19 protein-coding genes and 1 tRNA gene are annotated in these 19,613 nt (G+C 64.3%); 7 read left to right on the forward strand and 13 right to left on the reverse strand.

Going from position 1 to position 19,613, the window contains the following annotated elements:
* Window positions 1-232 precede the first annotated feature (232 nt).
* From FHX33_RS13280 to merA, 3 genes are all read right to left on the reverse strand, one after another.
* A complete protein-coding gene (locus tag FHX33_RS13280) occupies window positions 233-1,582 on the reverse strand; it encodes a dihydrolipoyl dehydrogenase family protein (RefSeq protein ID WP_021763755.1) in 1,350 nt (449 codons plus the stop codon).
* 95 nt (window positions 1,583-1,677) lie between these two features.
* A complete protein-coding gene (gene merB / locus FHX33_RS13285; RefSeq protein WP_021763756.1) occupies window positions 1,678-2,325 on the reverse strand; it encodes an organomercurial lyase MerB in 648 nt (215 codons plus the stop codon).
* Window positions 2,326-2,367: 42 nt separating this feature from the next.
* Window positions 2,368-3,810 carry a mercury(II) reductase gene (gene merA, locus FHX33_RS13290; protein ID WP_021763757.1) on the reverse strand — a complete coding sequence of 481 codons (1,443 nt, stop codon included), beginning with the start codon at window positions 3,808-3,810 and terminating at the stop codon, window positions 2,368-2,370.
* A 345-nt stretch (window positions 3,811-4,155) separates the two neighbouring features.
* Here merA and FHX33_RS13295 point away from each other — a divergent pair, with 345 nt between their 5' ends.
* Entirely contained in the window at window positions 4,156-4,545 is a 390-nt protein-coding gene (locus tag FHX33_RS13295) for a heavy metal-responsive transcriptional regulator (RefSeq protein WP_039922792.1), read from the forward strand.
* A gap of 328 nt (window positions 4,546-4,873) precedes the next feature.
* Here FHX33_RS13295 and FHX33_RS13300 read toward each other — a convergent pair whose 3' ends face one another.
* Both FHX33_RS13300 and FHX33_RS13305 read right to left on the reverse strand, forming a co-directional pair.
* Window positions 4,874-5,185 carry a hypothetical protein gene (locus tag FHX33_RS13300; RefSeq protein ID WP_155829054.1) on the reverse strand — a complete coding sequence of 104 codons (312 nt, stop codon included), beginning with the start codon at window positions 5,183-5,185 and terminating at the stop codon, window positions 4,874-4,876.
* Window positions 5,186-5,307: 122 nt separating this feature from the next.
* Complete coding sequence (locus FHX33_RS13305; protein ID WP_168688437.1) at window positions 5,308-6,378, reverse strand: IS110 family RNA-guided transposase; 1,071 nt, start codon at window positions 6,376-6,378, stop codon at window positions 5,308-5,310.
* An 860-nt stretch (window positions 6,379-7,238) separates the two neighbouring features.
* Between FHX33_RS13305 and FHX33_RS13310 the strand changes: the two genes are divergently transcribed.
* The 3 genes from FHX33_RS13310 to FHX33_RS13320 all read left to right on the forward strand — a co-directional run bounded on the left by FHX33_RS13310 (window position 7,239) and on the right by FHX33_RS13320 (window position 9,525).
* Entirely contained in the window at window positions 7,239-7,865 is a 627-nt protein-coding gene (locus tag FHX33_RS13310) for a hypothetical protein (protein ID WP_039920908.1), read from the forward strand.
* Window positions 7,862-8,992: a cytochrome b gene (locus tag FHX33_RS13315; protein ID WP_081703868.1), complete on the forward strand. Its 1,131-nt coding sequence runs from the start codon at window positions 7,862-7,864 to the stop codon at window positions 8,990-8,992. Before FHX33_RS13310 ends, FHX33_RS13315 begins: the two co-directional genes overlap by 4 nt.
* A gap of 426 nt (window positions 8,993-9,418) precedes the next feature.
* A tRNA-Pro gene (locus FHX33_RS13320) sits at window positions 9,419-9,525 on the forward strand.
* Between the two features lie 274 nt (window positions 9,526-9,799).
* Here FHX33_RS13320 and FHX33_RS13325 read toward each other — a convergent pair.
* Window positions 9,800-11,632, reverse strand: a complete 1,833-nt coding sequence (locus FHX33_RS13325) for a hypothetical protein (RefSeq protein ID WP_021757334.1) — start codon at window positions 11,630-11,632, stop codon at window positions 9,800-9,802.
* On the reverse strand, window positions 11,629-12,612 hold the full coding sequence (locus FHX33_RS13330) for a site-specific integrase (RefSeq protein ID WP_155828949.1): 984 nt from the start codon (window positions 12,610-12,612) through the stop codon (window positions 11,629-11,631). The genes FHX33_RS13325 and FHX33_RS13330 overlap by 4 nt, the downstream gene beginning before the upstream one ends.
* Before the next feature lie 76 nt (window positions 12,613-12,688).
* Between FHX33_RS13330 and FHX33_RS13335 the strand changes: the two genes are divergently transcribed.
* Window positions 12,689-13,069 (forward strand): helix-turn-helix domain-containing protein, encoded by a 381-nt coding sequence (locus FHX33_RS13335; RefSeq protein WP_021757331.1) that lies wholly within the window; start codon window positions 12,689-12,691, stop codon window positions 13,067-13,069.
* Here FHX33_RS13335 and FHX33_RS13340 read toward each other — a convergent pair.
* The 3 genes from FHX33_RS13340 to FHX33_RS13350 all read right to left on the reverse strand — a co-directional run bounded on the left by FHX33_RS13340 (window position 13,030) and on the right by FHX33_RS13350 (window position 15,627).
* On the reverse strand, window positions 13,030-14,295 hold the full coding sequence (locus FHX33_RS13340; protein ID WP_021757329.1) for an AlbA family DNA-binding domain-containing protein: 1,266 nt from the start codon (window positions 14,293-14,295) through the stop codon (window positions 13,030-13,032). The genes FHX33_RS13335 and FHX33_RS13340 overlap by 40 nt on opposite strands.
* A complete protein-coding gene (locus FHX33_RS13345) occupies window positions 14,292-15,146 on the reverse strand; it encodes an NYN domain-containing protein (RefSeq protein WP_039920905.1) in 855 nt (284 codons plus the stop codon). Before FHX33_RS13345 ends, FHX33_RS13340 begins: the two co-directional genes overlap by 4 nt.
* Window positions 15,147-15,288: 142 nt before the next feature.
* On the reverse strand, window positions 15,289-15,627 hold the full coding sequence (locus tag FHX33_RS13350) for a hypothetical protein (protein ID WP_021757324.1): 339 nt from the start codon (window positions 15,625-15,627) through the stop codon (window positions 15,289-15,291).
* A 62-nt stretch (window positions 15,628-15,689) separates the two neighbouring features.
* Between FHX33_RS13350 and FHX33_RS13355 the strand changes: the two genes are divergently transcribed.
* Both FHX33_RS13355 and FHX33_RS13360 read left to right on the forward strand, forming a co-directional pair.
* On the forward strand, window positions 15,690-16,388 hold the full coding sequence (locus tag FHX33_RS13355; RefSeq protein WP_021757322.1) for a GNAT family N-acetyltransferase: 699 nt from the start codon (window positions 15,690-15,692) through the stop codon (window positions 16,386-16,388).
* Window positions 16,385-17,044, forward strand: a complete 660-nt coding sequence (locus tag FHX33_RS13360; RefSeq protein WP_183428630.1) for a hypothetical protein — start codon at window positions 16,385-16,387, stop codon at window positions 17,042-17,044. Before FHX33_RS13355 ends, FHX33_RS13360 begins: the two co-directional genes overlap by 4 nt.
* Here FHX33_RS13360 and FHX33_RS13365 read toward each other — a convergent pair.
* From FHX33_RS13365 to FHX33_RS13375, 3 genes are all read right to left on the reverse strand, one after another.
* Window positions 17,041-17,316, reverse strand: a complete 276-nt coding sequence (locus FHX33_RS13365; protein WP_021757318.1) for a hypothetical protein — start codon at window positions 17,314-17,316, stop codon at window positions 17,041-17,043. The genes FHX33_RS13360 and FHX33_RS13365 overlap by 4 nt on opposite strands.
* Before the next feature lie 458 nt (window positions 17,317-17,774).
* Window positions 17,775-18,254, reverse strand: coding sequence for a hypothetical protein (locus FHX33_RS13370; protein ID WP_221209633.1), 480 nt, complete (start codon window positions 18,252-18,254; stop codon window positions 17,775-17,777).
* Complete coding sequence (locus FHX33_RS13375) at window positions 18,251-19,246, reverse strand: hypothetical protein (RefSeq protein ID WP_155828947.1); 996 nt, start codon at window positions 19,244-19,246, stop codon at window positions 18,251-18,253. Before FHX33_RS13375 ends, FHX33_RS13370 begins: the two co-directional genes overlap by 4 nt.
* Window positions 19,247-19,613: the final 367 nt, after the last annotated feature.

Here is a 19,613-nt window from a genome sequence, read left to right on the forward strand (position 1 = left end):
ATCAGTTGCCCCGGGTCGGACAGCGTCCTCCATCGGCCGGGGCCTGCTTGGCTGCACTTCGTTGAGCTTGGTGCTCACCGGCTCCGCAACTTTCGTGCCGACGTAGCCGCCGACTTACGCGGTGAGTACGTCTTCGATCGCTCCTGGGATCTTCACGCTGATCTTTTCACGGCTCTTGAGGGAACGAAACCAGCTCGGGCAGCTCTTCAGACCGCCCCTCCCGCGCACGAGCTCAGGCCTTGATGTGGTCGAGGGCGGCGAGGTAGGCCTCGTTGTAGGTGGGGTATTGGGCGACCTGGTCGCGGAGGGTGTCTAGCGGTATCCGTGCCCGGATGGCGAGCGAGGCGTGGTGGATCCACTCCCCGGCCAAGGGTGCGACGGCCCAGGCGCCGACCAGCACCTTCGCCTCGGTATCGACCAGGAGCCCGAGGTTGCCGACGGGGTCCTTCTCGTAAGTCCAGGGCCGGGTGATTGCGTCGGCGAGGTCGAGCTCGGTGGCTGTGGTGTGCAAACCGGCGTGATCGGACTGCTGCTGGGTGAGCCCCACCGCGGCGATCTCCGGCTCCCCGAACACGACGCGAGGGATGCCGTCGTAGAACGCTTTCCGCGTCCCGCCGAGGATCGCCTCGGCGGCGATGCGGCCCTGGTACTTCGCCACATGGGTGAACGGCATGACCCCGGTCACATCGCCGATCGCCCAGATGTTCTCGGCCGCCCGGCACTGGTCGTCCACCAGCACCTGACCGTGCTCACCGAGCGAGACGCCGACGTCCTCGAAGCCGAGGCCGCCGCTGCGGGGGCTGCGGCCGGTGGCGAAGATCACGACGTCTCCGGTGGCCGTGCTGCCGTCCTCGAGCTCGATCACGCTCGCGCCGCCATCGCGGCGCCCTCTTCGGACCACCGCGTTCAGCCGCACGTCGACCCCGGCGCTCTGAAGGTAGTGCTTGGCAAGCTCCCCGACGCGCGGATCCTCGCGGTCGATCAGCCTGGGGCCACGCTGCAGCAGGGTGACGTTCACACCGAACCGGGAGAGGAACGTCGCCGTTTCCACCCCGACGGCGCTCCCGCCGACGATTACGGCACTGCCGGGCAGTGACGTCGCGGTGTAGGTCTCCCGGTTCGTCCAGGCGGTGATGTCCTCCAGACCCTCCAGTGGCGGCACGACCGCATCGGAACCGGTGGCGATGATGATGTGCTCGGCCAGTATTTCCTGCTCGCCGGCCTGGATACGGCCAGGGCCGGTGATGCGGGCATCCTCTTTGATGACGAGGGCACCTCGCTTGCTGTAGCCCTCGACCTGGCCAGCGTCATTGAGGTTCCGGATCATGTAGTCGCGGTAGTCGCTAGTCTCCGACCAGTTCAACTCCGCACCGCTGACTCCGGCCGCTCGCTGGACCTCGGTCTGCGCCTCCGGCGGCCGCAGCACGGTCTTCGAGGGGACGCAGGCCCAGTAGGCGCATTCCCCGCCGATCAGCTCCCGCTCGATCACGGCAACCTTCTTGCCAGCCTTCATCAGCCGGCTCGCCGCGACCTCACCGCCGGGGCCCATCCCGAGCACCGCAACATCGACACGTTCACTCATTAGCTACTCCTTGTGTTGTCGTCATTGATCGTTTCGGGTGCCGTTGGGCGTCGGCTGGCTCTTGCTGATCGTCGGGTCGCTGAGCCGCCTGTGTTCTAGCAGCAGCTGTCGGCGCCTGACGGGCCGCTTCCCTCCTGGGCATTCTCGATCATGGTTCGAGCCATTTGGGTGCCGAGGGCGTAGGCGTCGGCCACGGGCATGACTTCTCCTCCTGGGTGTGTCTCGAGCCAGGTTTGCGCGTCCTCGGCGGACGTGAAGTAGTGCACCTGGTTGCAGAACGCCGATCGGATCGAGGTCATGTCCTCGGGATTGACGAGGGAAACCACGGCGGTCTCGGGCGAGACCGACTGAACCCCGTGGGGGCCGACGGTGACGGCGATCGGCTCGCCGGTTGCGGGGCTAACGGACTCGACCCGCGCTGACGCGTCCAGCAGGGTGGGGAAGATCAGGGTGTCCAGTGCGCACCAGGTGTAGAGCTGCTCACCGTTGACCTCGAAGCGGTGCGGGGTGGGACGCAGGGTGAGGCCCTGGCCGATGATGCGGCCGTACTCGTACTCGATGTCGGGAACCGCGGCCAGCGCCTGTTGCACGTCGGCTTCGCTGCGCCCGGTCACCGTCGCGAGGGTGCTGACCTCAACCGGGTCGCCTTGGGCAAGTAGTTTCATCAGCGGCAGCCAGAGAGAGGCTTCCTGCCCGGTCTCGCTCGACGTGAGGCGCTCTGCGAGCGTGTCGTTCTCGGTCATTGTGACCCGCTTTCGTTGTTGGTGTGATGAAGGAACAAGGGGTTACGCGGCGCAGCAGGAGAGCTTACTGACGTCGGTGCTGAAGGACTGCGCGGCGATCCTGATACCCTCGGCCATGGTCAGATAGGGGCTCCAGAGCTTGCCGACCTGGTCAACCGTCATGCCGGCTTCGAGGATGTAGACCCCGGCCGCGGCAAGGTCGGCCGCTTCTTTCCCGACAGCGGTGAGTCCGACTATGCGGCCGGTGTCTGCTTCGGCGACCATCTTGATGAAGCCGCGGGTGTCGCGATTCACGATCGCTCGGGGCACGTACTCCAGCGGCACCACCTGGCAGCGGCAGCGGACCCCGGAGTGGTTGGCTTGCTTGTCCGTCATCCCGACAGCGGCGACAGTAGGGCTGGAGAAGATGATGCGGGGCAGGTGCCCGTAGTCGATCTTGCGGCCGGCGTTGTTGAACGCGTTCTCGGCCACGAGTGCACCGTGCGCCGCGGCGACATAGACGTACTCCGGATGCCCGGTCACGTCGCCCGCTGCCCAGATCCGCGGGTTCGAGGTCGCGAGTTCATCGTCGACGACGACCTCGCCAAGATCCCCGGTCTGCACACCTACTGCCTCGAGGTTCAGTCCCTCGGTTACGGGCCGGCGACCGGTGGCGACGAGAAGCCGTGCCGCCCTAAACTCCTCGCGGCCGCCCGAGACGGTGGCCGTCGCGAGGATCTCGCCGGTCGTCGGGTCGGCGCTCACGGAGGTGAGCGCGGCGCGACGCACCACCCGGATACCCTCGTCGGCGAACACCGCCGCAAGTGCGCGGGCGACCTCCGGCTCCTCCGTGGAGGCCAGTCGCGACCGGACCAGCATGGTCACCTTCGATCCGAGGCGGGAGAAGAGTTGCGCCATCTCGATCGCCACCGGTCCGCCACCGAGGACCAGCAACGATTCCGGAACCTCCGACACTTCCATCGCCGTCGTCGAGGTCAGAAAGTCGACCTCCGCCAGCCCCTCGACCGTCGGTGCCCACGGCCGTGATCCGGTCGCGACCAGATATTGCTCAGCACGAACGGGAACCTGGCGGCCCTCGAAGTCCGTGACGGTCAGCGCCGGGTCGTCGGGGGATCCGGTGAAGGTGGCGTCGCCCTGCAGCAGCTCCCAGCCGTACTCGCCGATCAGATCGACGTATTTCTCCGAGCGCATCCCCTCCACCAGCACCCGCTTCCCCTCGATCAGCGCCGGCATATCCACCGGCTCCACGGACGCGTCGATCCCCGGGAACCGGGCGGCGTCCAACGCGACGTGGCGTGCCTCGGCGGCCGCGACTAGTGCCTTTGAGGGCACACAACCGGTGTTCACACAGGTACCGCCGACGGTCGACCGCTCGATCATCACGACTCGCTTGCCAAGGTTGGTCGCCCGAATCGCGGCGGCGAAGGCACCGCCTCCGGAGCCGATCACCGCCAGATCGAACTCGGCGGGTGCGCTGTTGGTCATGAGGACTCCTGAATACGAGGTGCAGATGCTTCGATTTCCCCCATCATGCGCCTTGCCCTATAAGGCAAGGTCAACCCCCCGTGCCGAGCACTTGCGAGAACTCCAGCAGCAGCTCGGGCGGCTCAAATGATGCCCACCTCGCTCCCGTCCCAGGCCACGCACCGTGTTCACGTCGAGGCCTCTCGGGTTGCGCAGCGCCGGGTCGTGACGATCGCGGTCCCCGTCGCAACATCGTGCGCCAAGGAAGTGACCGCCTGGCCGTTCCTCAACGTATTCGGCACGCGCGCACGACATCCCCCATTTTCCCCTATACTGGACGGTCAGGTGGGGCTCCGGGAGGGTCAGATGCGAATCGGTGAGGCCGCGGCAGCGGCGAGCATGACAACGAAGGCGCTGCGGTTCTACGAAGTCGAGGGACTGCTTCCGTATCCGGAGCGGGCCCCGAACGGCTATCGGGATTACGGAGAGGAAACCGTGGGCCGGCTGCAGTTCATCCGCCGAGGGCGGGCCGCCGGACTGAACCTGGCCCAGATCCGCGAGATCCTCCGCCTGCGGGACGCCGGCACGGCGCCCTGCCGCCACGTCGTGACGCTGCTCGGCAACGAACTCGAGCGCCTGGACGCTCAGATCGCCGAGCTCACCGCGCTGCGCGCCACGGTCGCCAGCTTCCACGAGGCCGCCAACGCCGGGGATCCAACCCGGTGTGACGCGGAACTAATCTGCAGCTACGTCTGAAGCCCGACACAAAGGACGCATCAGGCAGAAACGAAACCGCGCCCGAAGCTGATCGTGCCGACCACTTTTGGCCAGAACGAGGTCACACCAGCCGCCACCGCTCCCTTTTGACAAAACTTCGGTCCGGACGGTCGACGCACTTGGTACCGGCTCGCTGACGGTCATCTCACGCCAGCGCTCGACGAGCTACTGCGTGTCGTGCTCTACGTCGAATCTGGCTGCTGCGCCGAAGAGAACTGCACCTTCGCATGACGGCCATGAGTCCCGCACTTGCCGACGAGCGCCGGCACGTCCTCCAGCACCGAATCCGGGATCGTCGCTGCGACCATCATCTATAACTGGTCGAGGCCGTTGTCGCGATCGCCGCGGGCGCCGCCGCATCATCGGCGGCGCTGATCGGCTTCGGTCTCGACTCGACAATCGAAATTCTGTCTGCGGCGGCTGTCGCGTGGCGGTTCACACGTCGCGACTCCGAATGGTGGGAGAAGGGCACACTGCGGGTGATTGCGGCCTGCAGGGGGCAGTCGTTCGCGCTCACCGGTACCATCTCATGGACGATGCCGGCGCTGTCTATTGCTGCTCTGGTTTTGTCGCTTGTTGCGGACCCGGACTCGACATACAAGGTGACGTTCGCGGTCACGGCGCACTCCTCTCTCATATCAACTCATTTGCCGTTCGGCGCTCTTGCCGAAACAGCGCCGACGGTGAATGAGCAAGAGACCGTGAAATACCGGAGCGAGCGCAGCGACGCTTCTATATCTGTCAAGTCGTCAGCACTGGCTGGTGGAGCGCGTTGAGTGATCGATAAACGCTTCGGGCGAGGTAGCGTTTCAGTGCCCGTCGGATCTCGCGTCGGCTGCGTCCTTCCTGGAGCCTGTTTTCGACGTAGGCGCGGGTTTCGGGGTCGTGGACCATGCGGACGAGCACGGCCGTGTGGAGCGCCCTGTTGAGACGTCGGTCGCCTCCGCGATTGAGACGATGCCTGGTGGTGTTGCCCGAGGATGCGGGGATGGGGCTGACGCCGGCGAGGGCAGCGAAGGCGGCCTCGGAGCGCACCCTGCCGGGGTGGGACCACGCGGTGAGCACGATTGCAGCGGTGACCGGCCCAACCCCGGTGATCTGAAGAAGCGGAGCGGCGGGGCTGGTCTGAATCAGTCCGGTCATGCGATTCAGGTTCGCTGCCAGCTGCTCGGTGAGTTCGTGAACGCGACGGGCGAGACGGACGGCCTCTTCCCGAGCGATCACCGCTTCCAAGGGTTCATCCCGTTCCCGCCATCGGGTCACGGTGCTCACTTGCGCTGCGCTGAGAGGTTTGCGGGCATCGATTCCGAGGTCGTTCACGCGAAGCAGCGCAGTGAGCGCGTTGATGTTCATCGTGCGCTCGTGGCTCAGTTGGTCACGCGCGGCGACCAGCGTCCGCAGCGCAGCGCGGGCGCCTTGGCCCTCTCGCGGCGTCCGCAGCTGAGTCTCCTCGAGGCTGAGGGCGGTGGCGGCGATCGTGTGGGCATCCAACGGGTCGGACTTCCCGATTCCGCGGCGGACGCGGGCGTTCATCCGCGGCGCCTCGGCTACCTGATAGCCGGCATTGGTGACCGCGCGGGCCAGGCCGGCGCCATAGCTGCCGACGCCCTCGATCACCCATAACGTCTCGGCGTCACCGCCGGTTCCGCGGCCGGCCCATGCGATCGCTCGGGCGATGCCGGCCGTGCTGGTGGGGAACTGCTGACAACCCAGCTGCTGCCCGGTGCTGGTGTCGATGACGACGTAGGTGTGGGTGCGGGCGTGGCAGTCCACCCCGACGACATACGGGCGGGAGTGCGCAACGATAGTCACAGCGGCCGCCTCCTCTCTCTAGGGGTCCTTCGAACGGCCGCGACGCGGCCGGCGCTGATCCGGGAGGAAATCACTTCGGGGCAACACTGTGAGGGGCCACAACCCTGACGGGGTTGGACAAGCTTCTAATCAAGCCACCGACGTGGGCCGGGCCAACGCCAGCCGCCCCGCCCCGAACGGACAAGTCGACCCGAAGGCACTCTGTCGAGGCCACGTGGAATATGAGTCACGAACCGGGCGAGACGACCAACATCAACCCTGCCAGCCAGTCCCAGACCAGCCAGTCCAAGACTCACAGTGGAATACCGGAGGGAGCGCAGCGAGTGAGGATATGCCGCGAAAGCCCGGCACGAAGCCCGTGGCAGCGAACTACGATCAACCGGCCAGGCAGACGGACAACCCGGTAAGCGGGGCGCGCTCGCGCCTTCAATCAACGCGGCTTCACATGAATGAAGCAGGGCGGTTATTGACAGCGGTCGCTGAAGGTCGTCCATCTGTGGCGATCGGAGCCGCCTGCTTCGGGACGTCGCCGTGGTGGGGGTGACGGCGATCTCCTCGTCCGTGGTGTGTTCCTGGATTCAGGTGTCTCCTCAGGCAGGTTCTCCGGGTGCTCGCAGGAGGAGGGCGCGGGCTTCTGCAGAGGGAATCCTGGCCGATAAGCGGGAGGACCTTTGGCCCTCTCTCGGCCACGAGCCCCCGCTGCACGATAAGGCATGAGCAGCCCGTCATCTCATGATGCTGAGCATGCCCAGGCCCGGCGAAAGCATCGCCCGCTGGAACCATGGACCATTGGGTTGTTCGTAGCCCATGCTCACCGGGGCGCCCCGAGCGACGGCCAGCTGAAGAGAGGAACGCGAGGCATGGATGCACGCAGAGCGAAACCGCCGGCCGCTCTGACACCAGACCGCGCCCGGCACCGGGTGGGGCCCCTGCGGCTGTTTGCCGCGGCCGCGCTGCTCGTGCTGTCTGTGCTCGGCGGCGCCTCAGCAGCCAGCGCGCACGGGGGCGGTTCGGATGCTGAAGGCTATGTCTTGGTGCAGCAGGCCATAGGCTACCTGGTGAACATGCCGAAGCAAGAGGCTGAGATGCATGCCCAGGAGAAGGTGACCGCGGCTCTGGCGGCAACCGACCAGGAGGGTGTCTCGGTGAAGACGCTCGAGCAGGCCCAGGTCGCTCTCCGAGCGGGTGACACGGCCCAGGCCAGAGAGCTTCTACAGCGATCAATCACCGACTCAGTCAAGATGCTCCCACTTGCCAAGGGGCCGGACACCGGCACTGGCGTAGTTCTTGCCCCTCTGGAATCCCAGCAGATCTCCCCCCTCGGATGGGCCTTCCTCGCGGTCTCGCTCGCCGCGATCGTCGCCGGGATCGCGCTGGTTGTCCTGTTCCGCCCACCCGAGAGCGTCCACCAGCTACGACGGGATATGGGCCTGGCCAGCCGTCACCTCGACGTCGGTCACGACGAAACGAAGGGACAGAGCGGATGAAGATAGCAGACCAGCAGCTCTCCAGTCCCAGCGCTTCCACCGCCCCTCCCCACGCCGGGACACCCCCTGTGGGGAAAAAGGGGCGATGGGGCAGGACGTTGGACGCAGTGGATGAGCGGTTAGGTATCAGCGCCTTGGCTTACCCGGTCCCCGCGCACGCCAACGGTTTGGCGTGGTCCCTCGGGGGGATCACCGCCGTTGCATTCGCCATCCTCGTGGTCACGGGCGTCGTCCTGGCGCAGTTCTACTCCCCGACGCCCGAGACCGCGAACCAGTCCGTCCGTGGGATCGTCACAGATGTCTGGGCCGGGAATGTGTTCCGCGGGCTGCACTTCTGGGCCGCCCAGGCTATGTACGTCACTGCGGCCCTCCACCTCGTCCGGGTATTCGTCACTGGGTCGTTTAAGAAGCCCCGCGAGGGCAACTGGCTGATCGGGGTAGTTATGTTCGGTCTGGTGACCTTGGCGATCTTCACCGGGACCGTTCTCAAGTGGGACCAGGAGGGCTACGAGGCCCTCATGCACAACCTCGATGTCGGGAACATCCTGGGCGGGGCCGGGTTCTGGTTCTCCGCCGGCTTCGCCAGCCAGGTCTCGATCCTGGTTCGCATCTATGGGGCGCACGTCGTGATCGTGCCGGGGCTGATCCTGGCCCTTGTAGTGCTCCATTTTCTGCTTGTGAAGCGGCACCGGATCTCCCCCCACCCGTCCCTGCGAGCGGATGCCCGCGGTGAGCAAGCAGACCAGGACGAACCGACTGAGCCTTTCACTCACCATCTGCGGCGCATCGCGGCCTTCGGGCTAGTGCTCTTCGGGGTTCTGGGGGTCCTAGCGGTCGTGTTCCCGCCGCCGGTGGGCTCCACGCCCGTCCAGGGCATCGAGGTTACGGCCCCGCCGTGGATGTTCTGGTGGCCCTTCGCGTTGGAGAACTGGTTCGGGGTGTCGGCGATCCTCTGGGGCGAGGTCGCCTTTTTCGCGCTCCTTGCCGCAGTGCCCTTCCTTGACCGGAGCAAGGAACGCGCGTGGCGGCGACGTCCGGTGAGCATGACCATCGCGGCGGCGTTGGTGCTGTTGCTGGTTGTGCTCAGCGTCCTGATGGTCGTCTTGCCGAGGGGTGAGCACCTGTGACCGGGATACACAGGGAGACACTATCCGGTCGGGGCAGCACGAGGCGGGCGCTGACGTCCCTGTGGATCCTGGTCGCTGTGGCCACTGCGGCCTCCGGAGCGCTCGTGGCTGCCCTGGCCGCGCCGGCGTCCCCCACAGCGGGCCTGAGCGTTGCTGTCTCCGGGGTAGTCTTCGCCATGAGCATGGCCCTGGCCGTCCGCGTCGTCAGGGCGCTCGAGCGGGCCCGGGCCCGTACGCGACCCGGGATCCGGGAGGCGTGGCAGGAATTCCGGCACAGGAAGCGATCCCATTAGCACCTGGTGGTCGGGCTGGTCGGCGGAGGATATCCGCGTCCGATCCTTGGTCAGACTGTCAACAACCCCCGTCAGTTTTATCTTTCCATTGCAGAGGCCGAGCCCCCACAAAAACCCCACAACTGTGGTCAGCGGAGATGGCGCATGGTCATCGACGAGGCGCGAAATTCCGCGCTTTTCGGGACTTCGCGAAGCGGTTTAGGGCACCGCGTCAGGGTTCAAATCCCTCCGTCTCCGCCAGAGGGCCTATCTAAGGTCATCACGAAATTGATCTAAGGTTCGGTTCCAAAAGAGAACGGCTCCGTGTTTGCGGAGCCGTTTCCTCGTTCTTGCTGCTGTTCCTGATGCTCATCGCTTCTCGGAGCACCGATTTCCGGCCGATGAGACCTCGGATTGACTGTTTTCGGGCAGGCTGGCGCCGACTCGCTACAGTCGTGGGCGATCTTCGACATCGCGGCCACGACAAGTAGCGCCCCGGGACGGGGCGCGATCGTGAGGGTGTGCCGGCGGCGGTCTACGTCTTCAACGGAACGATCTGAAGGGGGCTGTCCCGTCCGGGCACGCTGATCTCAGCACGGGGCGGTCCCCACTTCCGCTTGTAGCGGCCCCAACCTTTCTCGGGATGGTCGCGGAGGCGGAGTCGGCGTTTCTCGATCATCATGTCGATCTTCATCTTTGCTGCGCGGATCTCGTCTTTGAGGAACGACTGCAGCTTCCGCATGTTCGCGGAGACTATCAGCATCGTGACGAGCACCTGCTGTGCGGCGAGGCCGAACGCGGAGCGGCGAGCGGCGGAGGCGAGGGCCTCCTTGTTCTCAGCCTTGATGAACCCGTTCATGCCTTCGACCATGTTTCGGTCGGCTTCGTAGTTGGTGGCCCACTCGCGTGAGCCGTACCGGAACTCCTGTTTGCTCTTGACCGTGTCGTCGTTCTCTTCGATGGTCACCGAGTGTTGAGTGCAGATCTTGTCGAGCCTCTTCGGCAGGTTCCGCTTGAGGACGTACGGCTTCACCTTCTTGGAAGCTTCGGGGTGAATCTCGCGGAGCGGGCATTCGATCCGCGCCTGCTTGCCGAGAGCGGGGCACATGTACTTGAGTGTGCCCGGACGTGTGCCCGCTTCCTTGTATCGGACTTCGTACTCAGCGCGCTCATCGATGAGGCGGCGATAGGTCGGCTCGTCGTACTCGAGGTTGTTGGCGTCGATGGTGAGGTTGACGAGTTCTTCGGGGGTGCCGGGGCAGAGGTGGGCGCCTTCGACGTAGATGGTCCCCTTTTGGCCGCCCGCCTTCTTCCCGACTTCGTCTTTGTCGAAGTCGAAGACGTGTTTGTAACCGAGGGCGGTGATCGGCCTGTGGTAGTCGTGAACGGTCGAGTTCGAGGAGTACCCGCGGTCGACGGCGAAACGACCGGCCAGGTGGCCGGCGTCGATGAGCTGCTTACCAAGCTTGACGGCTTCGCCAGCGATATCGACGGTGGGGACGCTGAGGGTGAACGCACGGATGGTGATCGGGAAGTTCGCGGGCTTGCCGCCTTCGTTCGCCGTGCTGACGGCGAAGTTCGCAGCGTAGCCCCAGATCCAGTCATCGCCCTTCTTGTACCAGGCGGCGTCGATCTCCTTCACCTTGCGCTCGAGGTACTCGCCGGTCTCCGGGTGCTTCCGTGTCCCCTTCTTCGTGTAGACCGGCACCGGCGTCTGGTCGACCGACACGTTGGCGACCCGTTGCAAGCGGCGGAGTCTCCGGGGCTGCATAGTGAACGTCATCTGGATGAATGCTTGGCTGAACCAGTCGAGCCGTTCTTTCCGGCGGCGCATGGTGTTGAGGTCTCGTGCGCTGAAGATCGCCTCACGCTCAGAGTTGTTGAGCAGCTTGCGGCGGGTGCCTTTCGTGTCGGGATGCGGATCGATTGGTTCGAGGATCCGTTGCAGCCCGTTGTGGGCGTGGTTCTGCCAGTTCTTCTCCGCGGTTCCGCCTCTGTTGTCACGGATTGGGGGGAGGGCGTACGGGAGGCCGAGGTATTCGCGGGACTCGTCGGTGAGGCGCTGGTGGAGCACTTCTGCGATCGCGGTTTCGTTCAGCGGCGCGTGTTCGCGGGCGAGGAGCAGCATGGCGACGAGGATCGCCCGGTCGCTAACGTACGGGGCGGGCCCGCTTCGTTTGCGTCCTTGACGGTCCTCGTCGCGCCATTCGATCAGTTTCGGCAGGACGCCGGTCATCTCGAGACATTTGTTGTTGGTGAGCACCTGTTTGTGGGTGAATTTCGACCGTCGCCCGCTGAAGGTGAGCTGCTCTTCCTCGGTGAGGAGAAGGTCGGTGTTGATCTCGAAACCTTCGACGAGGTCGGTCATACGTCACCGCCGACGATCTGTTCGATGTGGTCATCGAGTTTGTAGCCGGGCATCCGGTGGATGTAGATCCGCAGCGACTCGATCTTTTCGATGCCCGCAAGATCTGCGACGACGTCGGGGCGGAGCCCCCGGGTGAGATGCTCGACGATCCAGGTAGAGCGCATCCCTGTCGGGGTTGCGTGAGGTTGAGCTGGCGCAGCCAGTCTCATCTGGGTCGGAAGCCGTTCGGGCTGGCCCTTGTGGCGGTAGCCGAGGATCGCGAAGTCGTCTGGCCGCCGAGTCTCGAGACCTTCAAGCAGTAGTGGGGTCCAGTCCCGGCGGATCGGAACGGTGCGTTCGTCGTCGCCGGGTACGTTCACCGCCCAGTGGCCGTCCGCTTCGACGATGTGCTGACGGCGGACGGTGTTGATCTCACGGCAGGTGAGGCCGGCGCCGAACCCGAGCCCAAGGTAGACGCGGTAGTTGCTGCGCTGCCACTCCGTGTTCCTGGTGCTGCAGGAGCTGACGAACGCGATCTGCTCGCTGAGGCCGTAGACCCGACGCTGGTCCAGGTAGTTCTTGTTCTTGGCCGGCCGAGGATATCGCGGGTCGGGGTCGCCAACACGGTTCACGATCAACCGCATCACCATCAACCGGATCTGATAGCTACTTGGCGTGTAGTGCCCCATCCGCTCTTCGGAGAACCGGGCGAGGAGAGGCGTGATGAGGATGTCTGCCGGCTCGTCGAGCGGGAGCCCGCGCTCGACCGACCAGAGGGCAAAGCGGGACAACATGCTCAGGATCATCTTGAGCATGTTCTTCGGCTCATCTGCGAGGCGATCAGCACTGGACCGAACGAATGCAGCGATTCGGTCCCAGCGGTCGCCTGCGTCACGGTAACGGTACTGTTCGATGACACGGCGGTTGTCTTCCAGGCGTGTCAAAGAATAACCACGGTCGTCGTCGTTGGCTAGGGTTGGGTTGCCTGTCGGGTTGATCACGTAAGGCTAGATGCACAATCAATGTGCGCTATTGGCGCACATGCGCTTTTAGCGCACCTGCGGCTAGGCTCGGCCTATGCCCAACCCGCGGTACGTACCGAAGCTGTACGCGGTCGAGCCGAAACTGTTCGGCAAAAGACAGCCAATCCATTGGCGCCAAGCCGACACTCTGCTCGGGTCAGAGATCGACAACCTCGCAGCCGCACGGTTCCAGCACGAGGTCGCGTTCAAGGCCCGCCGAGCGATTCACTTCGCGGGGGTGACGTTCGAAGACGTCGCCGACGAACACGGAGTCGAAGCGGCATGGATCGGAAGGATCCTCCGCGGAGACACGGTGATGTCGCTGCAGGCGGTCGCGTGGTTGGACCGAGTGTTTGGGATCGGCGCGCTGCGGGTTACCTCCCTTCAGGTGGGAGGTCAGACTGGCCGCGCGAGTGACGAGTCCAATCCGAACTGATTCAGTAGACCGGCGCCGAGCTCGTACGTCGTTGACCGCAGCCCGGTCAGGTCCGAGCCCGGCAGCAGCACAGACATGACCGGTTCGATCACGCCGGTCCTACGTGACCAGTCTCGTTCGACATGCTTCCCTTTCGACTCGACGTCGAGTGCCGCTATTTGGGTGCGGGTGGAGTTTGCGACCGTCATATCGCAGCGGAGTAGGAGTTCCGAGTTCGGTGCCTGCTTCTCCGCGATCAGCGAAGCTAGGGAAGTGAACTCGAGCGCGATCAAATCAAGAAGTGGTGCGTCGACAAGGACCGCCTCCCGCGATGCATCGTGCTTGAGCTGCCAGGAGGAGTTCACCGAGAGCACCGTTGAGCCGTCGTGGTGGATTTCCAGGTGAGTGGGGCGGGCACCGTTGCGATCGGCCTTTGAAGCGACGTTTGATGCAACCCATCTGCGCAGTCCTGTGCGGGGATTGGGGAAGGTTTGTATCAAGGCTTTGAGGACTTTCCCTCGACCGTAATGCCCGTTGAGTATCTGTGATGCGCGGCGAAGGGCCTCTTCGGTCAGGCCGAGGACTTCATGACGCTCGACGCGATTGTCTGCCAGCTCGACGACGACGGGTGTTGCGCTGAAGATCACCCACGCATGGGCCGCATAATGCGGTTTCAGCTGATCTTTGACGACTTCGGCGAGCTCTTCTACTCGTCGCTGCCGGTCATCGACCAAAACGAATCGCCGCCGATACGCTTCGGCCAGTTGTCTCTCGTCCATCCATTCGGTTTGGTCGCCGACGCGCTCGGGCACGCTGCTTGTGCGTTTTCTATTCGCCCGCGTCGTCTCCTCGTAGACGTGGTGTGGTGCGGCGGCGCTGCGGTTGACGGTGACGATGAGAAGTGTTTCCGGGCCGTCGATGATCTTGTACTGGATGTTGTTGAGGTGCGGTCGTACGCGGCTGGCGAGCTGCTGGCGGAGCTTCTCGATCATTCCGGGTAGCTCTGTGGGTGGCAGCCCTTTGACGTGGCCGTTGTCGGCGACTCCGTAGACGAGGATCCCGCCGGATGCGTTGGCGAAGGCGGTGACGTCTTTGGCGAACTCGTTCTTGGAGGGTTCATCGGGGAGGTTCGCTTTCCAGTCAAGTTCCTCAGATTCACGGATCCCTGCGCTGATCGCGTCCACGATGTCTTGGTATTCGAGTGGACGGTCGGGTAGCCCGAGGTATCGGTGGATGATCGTCGTCATGGTGTGACCTCTGGGACTGCGTCCCAGAACCGGGATCGGAGTGCGACGCGGGTGCGGTCGCTGAGGTTGTAGTCGCCGAGCGCTGCGGAGAGGTCTACGAGGAGCGCCCGATCGAGGTCTCGGGGGATGGATGGTTGCCCGTCGATGAGTTCAGATTTCTGGGCGGGGGTCGCGGTTGTCGCCCATGCGTCGTAGGCGCGTTTGACAACGTCGTCGATGAGTGGGTTGATCTCGTCGTCGTCGCGGCGGTACTCGGGGGCGATGTAGGGCGCGGCTCCGCCGCTGCCCGTGTACACGGGTACGAGGGTGGTGGTTGGCGTTCTGCGTGCGAGATCGGCGGGGTTCGGTATCCGCGCGTTGGTCGGTTCGGGTGCGGTGGCGGTCGGCTCTGTTGCGGCGACGCTGTGGACGGTGCTGTTGAGTGTTTCGGTGGGTATGAGTTCGACGCCGTCAGCGGCGCGGATGAGGTGTCGGCTGACTCCGTGTGTTGATCCGTCCGTGTTGGGTGCGGCGAGGACGATGACTTGTACGCCTTGCGCTTGCGCCTCTTCGACCGCTTCGGTGAGGTCGTCGTCGCCGGAGAGGAGGTAGAGCGCGTCGATGGCGCCGTTGCGGGCGTGGCTGACCATGTCGAGTCCGATTCGCAGGTCGACGCCTTTTTGTTCCCCGTCTACGCCGATCCGTCCGAGTCGGAGTTTCACGCGGGGGAGGAGTCCGATCCGTTCATGTTCGGGTTCTCCGATGCCGTTGCGTGCGGCGTCGTACCAGTAGACGCGGAGGAGCGGCAGCCCGCTTCGCTCTTCGACGATGGTGATGAGCTTGTTGATGAGGTCTGCATGGTTGACGGTCACCCCTCGTCGCAGTGATGACCCGGTCTGCCGGGTGGCCGCTGCGGCGAGGAGGTAGCCGGCATCGACGTAGAGAGCTGAATGTGAGCGCACGGTTCCCCCAGGTAGTTCGTCCGCTCATTTTGGCGCAGTTGACCTAGGTGCGTCAGCTTTCGTGGCAGTCGCACGCGGGCCGTGTTGATGCGATCTCCTCGACTGTCATCGACGCCATCGCCATGAGGTTCCCGAACCGGGTTCCTTGGTCGCACCGGTGGATGTTCGGCTTCTCGTCTCCTAACGGGTCCTGTTGGTCGGCCGACTGTGTTTTGAAGTGGCTGGGATCGGGCAGCGCGAAGTCAATAAAGTCGACGGCGGGCGGTCCAAGGATTCCTGGGATCTCCTCGGGGGCAGCGTCTCGATACACGCCGTGCTCGAGGTAGCCAATCTTGGTTACTTTGTCGCCGGCGATGTGGATGCTGGCGATGCGGGCTCTGATCTGAGTCATTTGGTTCCGTTTCTGTAGTGGTGGTATGTCGTCGACGCTCTATGCGCGGCAGGGGAGGTTTGATGTCGTTACGTCTGATCCGTGAGGAGATCACCGAGGATGACGCTTTGGCGATTGTCCGGATGGCGAAGAAGTACTTCCCTGGCCAGCTCGATGCGATGCTTGACGGGATCGTCGACCTGGTTGTCAACGAGTCAACGGAGATCCGCCGCCGCCCGATATTTGTTGCCGGGACACCGAACGACCTCATCGGCTATGTGTGCGGGCAGCGGCTCGCGTTCACGATCGACGACGACCCCTACCTTTCCGATTCGACGGTTGAGGTCCGCTCTCTCGCTGTCGCACAGGAGCACCGAACTCAGGGGTACGCGCGTGCGCTGCTGGATCGTGCGATCGGCTGGACCCGGCTGCGTCGCCGGCAGCAGCTGATCGCCCAGGTTCCTCCCGGTATGGAACGGTTGTTCGAATCTGCAGGGTTCACGGTGAGCCCGACCGGTTGGTCGTGGTTGGAGTCGTCGTCGTACTCGGAGCGAGGCAATAAGGCCGTCAACGAACGTGATCGAGCCGAGGTGCGGCTCGTGAATGTGACACCTGCGGCAGGCTACGCCGCTGTCGCCCAGGCGAACGGCGACGCTTCACTGGCTATCCCGTTCGACGCTTCGAAGAAGGGCGACGATGTGATCACGGCGATCGTCGCAACGTCGACGCACCCCGAATGGTTGCGCCGCCACCTCGCCGATGGGAGCGTGCCCGTTTCGTGAACGCAGCCGTGAACACACCGGCAGGATCGGGAGTCGTTCTTGACCACATCGCTGAGGGATTCGCGTTCTCGAATCAACGCCGCGCGTTCTCCACGGTGTGGAGGATCAAACGGCAACAGCCTGGAGCAAACCGAGGGAAGGAGGGGCGGTTTCCCGCAGAGTGTGTTGGCTTCCTTGCCGGTTTAGCGATTGCCGGTCTGCTGATCGTTGTGTTTGTTTTCGCCGGCGGGTTCGCTCTTGCCGGCGAAAGCAGCGTGCTTGTCCTGTTCGGACTTGGCGCCGCAGCCGTTGCTCTCAGCGTTGTCGTGTTCTCGTTTGTGCCTTCGTTGACAATGGTGGCTCGCAACACATTCGACAGGAGGTACAAGCTGTTGGTCGATCCGGGCAAGGCGATACTCGTCCTGTCCGTCGCCCGCCGGCCGCAGGCGGACGCGGACGGCCGTGTCATCATCGCGGCGGGAGATTTCGCGGTCATGAGGATGGGTGAGGCTCAAGGGGAGCAGCTGATGCTCGCCGTCTGCGCCGACATCAAGGATGGCGGGATGGTCCGCAAACGTGGCCGCGCCCAAAACGACAAGGTTGGACAGTGGTACCGCTCACGTTATGATTTCGAGGTTGAACCGGACCTAACAACCTGGTATCCGTCTCGACCCTAGATTCCACGCGTGGATGCACAGCCGAGCGCAGCGAAGTACGTCCCGAACAGAGCGCCTACCGCCATCTGGAACGACAATGCATCGTCGGCAGTGAGGTCCTTCGTGAATGGCCCGAGCCCGGGAAGCAACGCACCGATGCCCGCACCGACAGCTGCGACGACCGGCACCGTGATCACCCACTTGATGATTTCCCGGCGGCGTTCCGCTCGTTTGAAGTGGCGGCGTAGGTTCGCGTCGAAATCGGTCCGTTCTGCGGCTGTCATGGCGGTCATGCACGAGTAGATGCGGCGGAACGCTCAGAGACGGTCAGCGCCGCCGAGCCGATTTGGGATCGGCGGGTGGCTGAAAGGCCGGCTTGCGCGCGGATGTCTCCCTTCACGCCCTGCCCTGTCGGGAGAATGCCCCGCCAAGCGCGTCGACGCCGGAGCAGTACGCGAAGGTGCCCGAGTACGTTAAACCAACGGTTGAGCAGCCTCGGTCGGTTTACCTGTGGCATCACGCTGAGGGGAGATCTGCGCCGGCTGGGTTGGCCACTGCGACCCGATCGAGCTGCTTGAGCTGCGTCTCGGTGTGGTGCGCGGCCACGAGGACCCGGCAGTGGTCGACTGACGACGACGGTGCCGTTGTTCCCGACGGGGAGGCCGCGGCGGAGCATGCGCTGGGGAGTTGCCTCGCCCGGGATCTGGATGCTTCGCGCGCTTAGCCGAATCTCAACGTGCGGGTGCTCTGCTCAGTTCTTCGCGAGCTTGATCGTTGTCGTGGTCCCGAGCGCGCTCGCGCTGTAGCTGATGGTGTCGTCCTGGAACGTGAACTCTTTGCTGTCGTCCGTGGATGCGAGCATCGCCGATTCGGTCGCTGCAACATCGCGTGTGGAGGTCCACTTGTACGGTGTTGCCGGGTCGGTTGGTGCGGCGAAGGTTCCGACCCAGTAGATCGACTTCGTGTCGCCGTTGTCTGTCACCCAGTTGATGGTGATGACGTTTCCGGAGATCTCGGCCTCCTGGTAGCTGTCCGGTGATGCTGAGTTCGTCTGCTTCCATGTGCCGGTGAGGTCCGCAGCCTTCGCGGCCTCCTGTGTCGGCTCGGCTTTCGCGCTGCTGCTTGCTGTTGATGACGACGATGCGCCGCTGTCGTTGGCGGCGCTGCATCCGCTGAGGGTCAATGCGAGGGCGACGGCTGCGAGAACGGCGAAAGATGAGAGCTTCTTCATGGTCGTCCTAATGGTGGCAGAGCGGGGACGGCACTTGTCACCCCAGTCGTGGTCACGCTACCGATGCGTGTGGAACGTGCGCCGCTATCCGCGCCGAACCTTCGCTCTGCGAGTTCGCTAGTGAGGCGGAGGATCTGGGTCGGGTCGGCTGGGGTTTTGGCGTATGGCAGGAAGGGGTCTAGTCCTTCGGCGCTGGAGAGGCCAGCAGCTTGGATGATTAGCACGGCGGGTGTCGCTGCGCTGAGATGGTTGACAATCCAGGTGGCGCGCATTCGTCTGGCTTGCAACGGGATTGGTGGGCGATGCCGTTCGACGAAGTTGGTGATGACGTTCCGGTGGGTGGTCTGCCGGCCGATCCGGAACACGTAGTCGCCGTCGTCGCATGTGGCGGCGCAATCGATGAGGGCGGGCTCCCATTCGTGAGTGACGGGGACGTCTCGGCGCCGGTCGCCGGGTACGTGGACGAGGATGCCGGGGTTCAGCCGTTCGAGGTCGGCGACGTGAAGGAGTCCGAACTCGGTGCCGACGAGGCCGGCGCCAAAGCCTAGGGCGAGGAGCCGGTCGGCGTTCTTTCCGACCTGGCCGGGTAGTGCATGCGCCCACGAGTGGAGCGAGGTGATCTGCGCGTCGGTGTATGGCCGGGAGGGTTCGGATTTCCCGAGCGGCCGTTCACGCGCCGGTTCGTCACTATCGGGGAGCAGCGCTTCCGACAACCGCCGGAGCCTCGACCGCATCGTCCCTCGACCCGCTTTCGTATATCCGCTCAACCCGTCCATCACGAACCTGTCGATAATGTTCGGGTCGAAGGCGATGCCGTTTTCGAGGGGGAGACCGGCTCGGGTTCGCATCCACGCCGCGAGGGGCGTGACGATGACGTACAGTTCCCGGTCCGTGTACGGGGTGAGTCCCTCGGCCTGTCGGACGACGCTGTTGACGAACGGCTGTATGCGGCCCCAGAGATCGGCGTCGAGGTGCGGTTTGTAGTCCGCCATGTGGGTCATTAAAGCGCCAGTGGTCGCTAGTGGCAAGGGAGTTTATGGACTGCTGCGTGGACGTTTTGGGTGAGCGAGTCCGGGAGGTCATACGTGGGTGCTGCGCTATCGATTTGACCGCCTGGCGATGCCTGATCGTGTTGTCACGGATACGTAGGTCTGGCTGACCGCGGTGGCGAGACGTGCTGGGTTGTGACGTAGAACGTCATGTCCTCGTGGTCGTCTCGTCGGACGGCGGCGTTCATCTTCGGTGGTCGGAGCCACGACAGAAAACGACGTTCGTCACCACTTGCTGCGACGCAACGGAGAGTTGCGTCGACGGCAAGGCGCGCTTTAGAGGCGTCCGTTTGTGGAGTGCTATCGAGAT

It is taken from the genome of Leifsonia aquatica, assembly GCF_014190775.1.
GTDB classification, from domain to species: domain Bacteria; phylum Actinomycetota; class Actinomycetes; order Actinomycetales; family Microbacteriaceae; genus Leifsonia; species Leifsonia aquatica.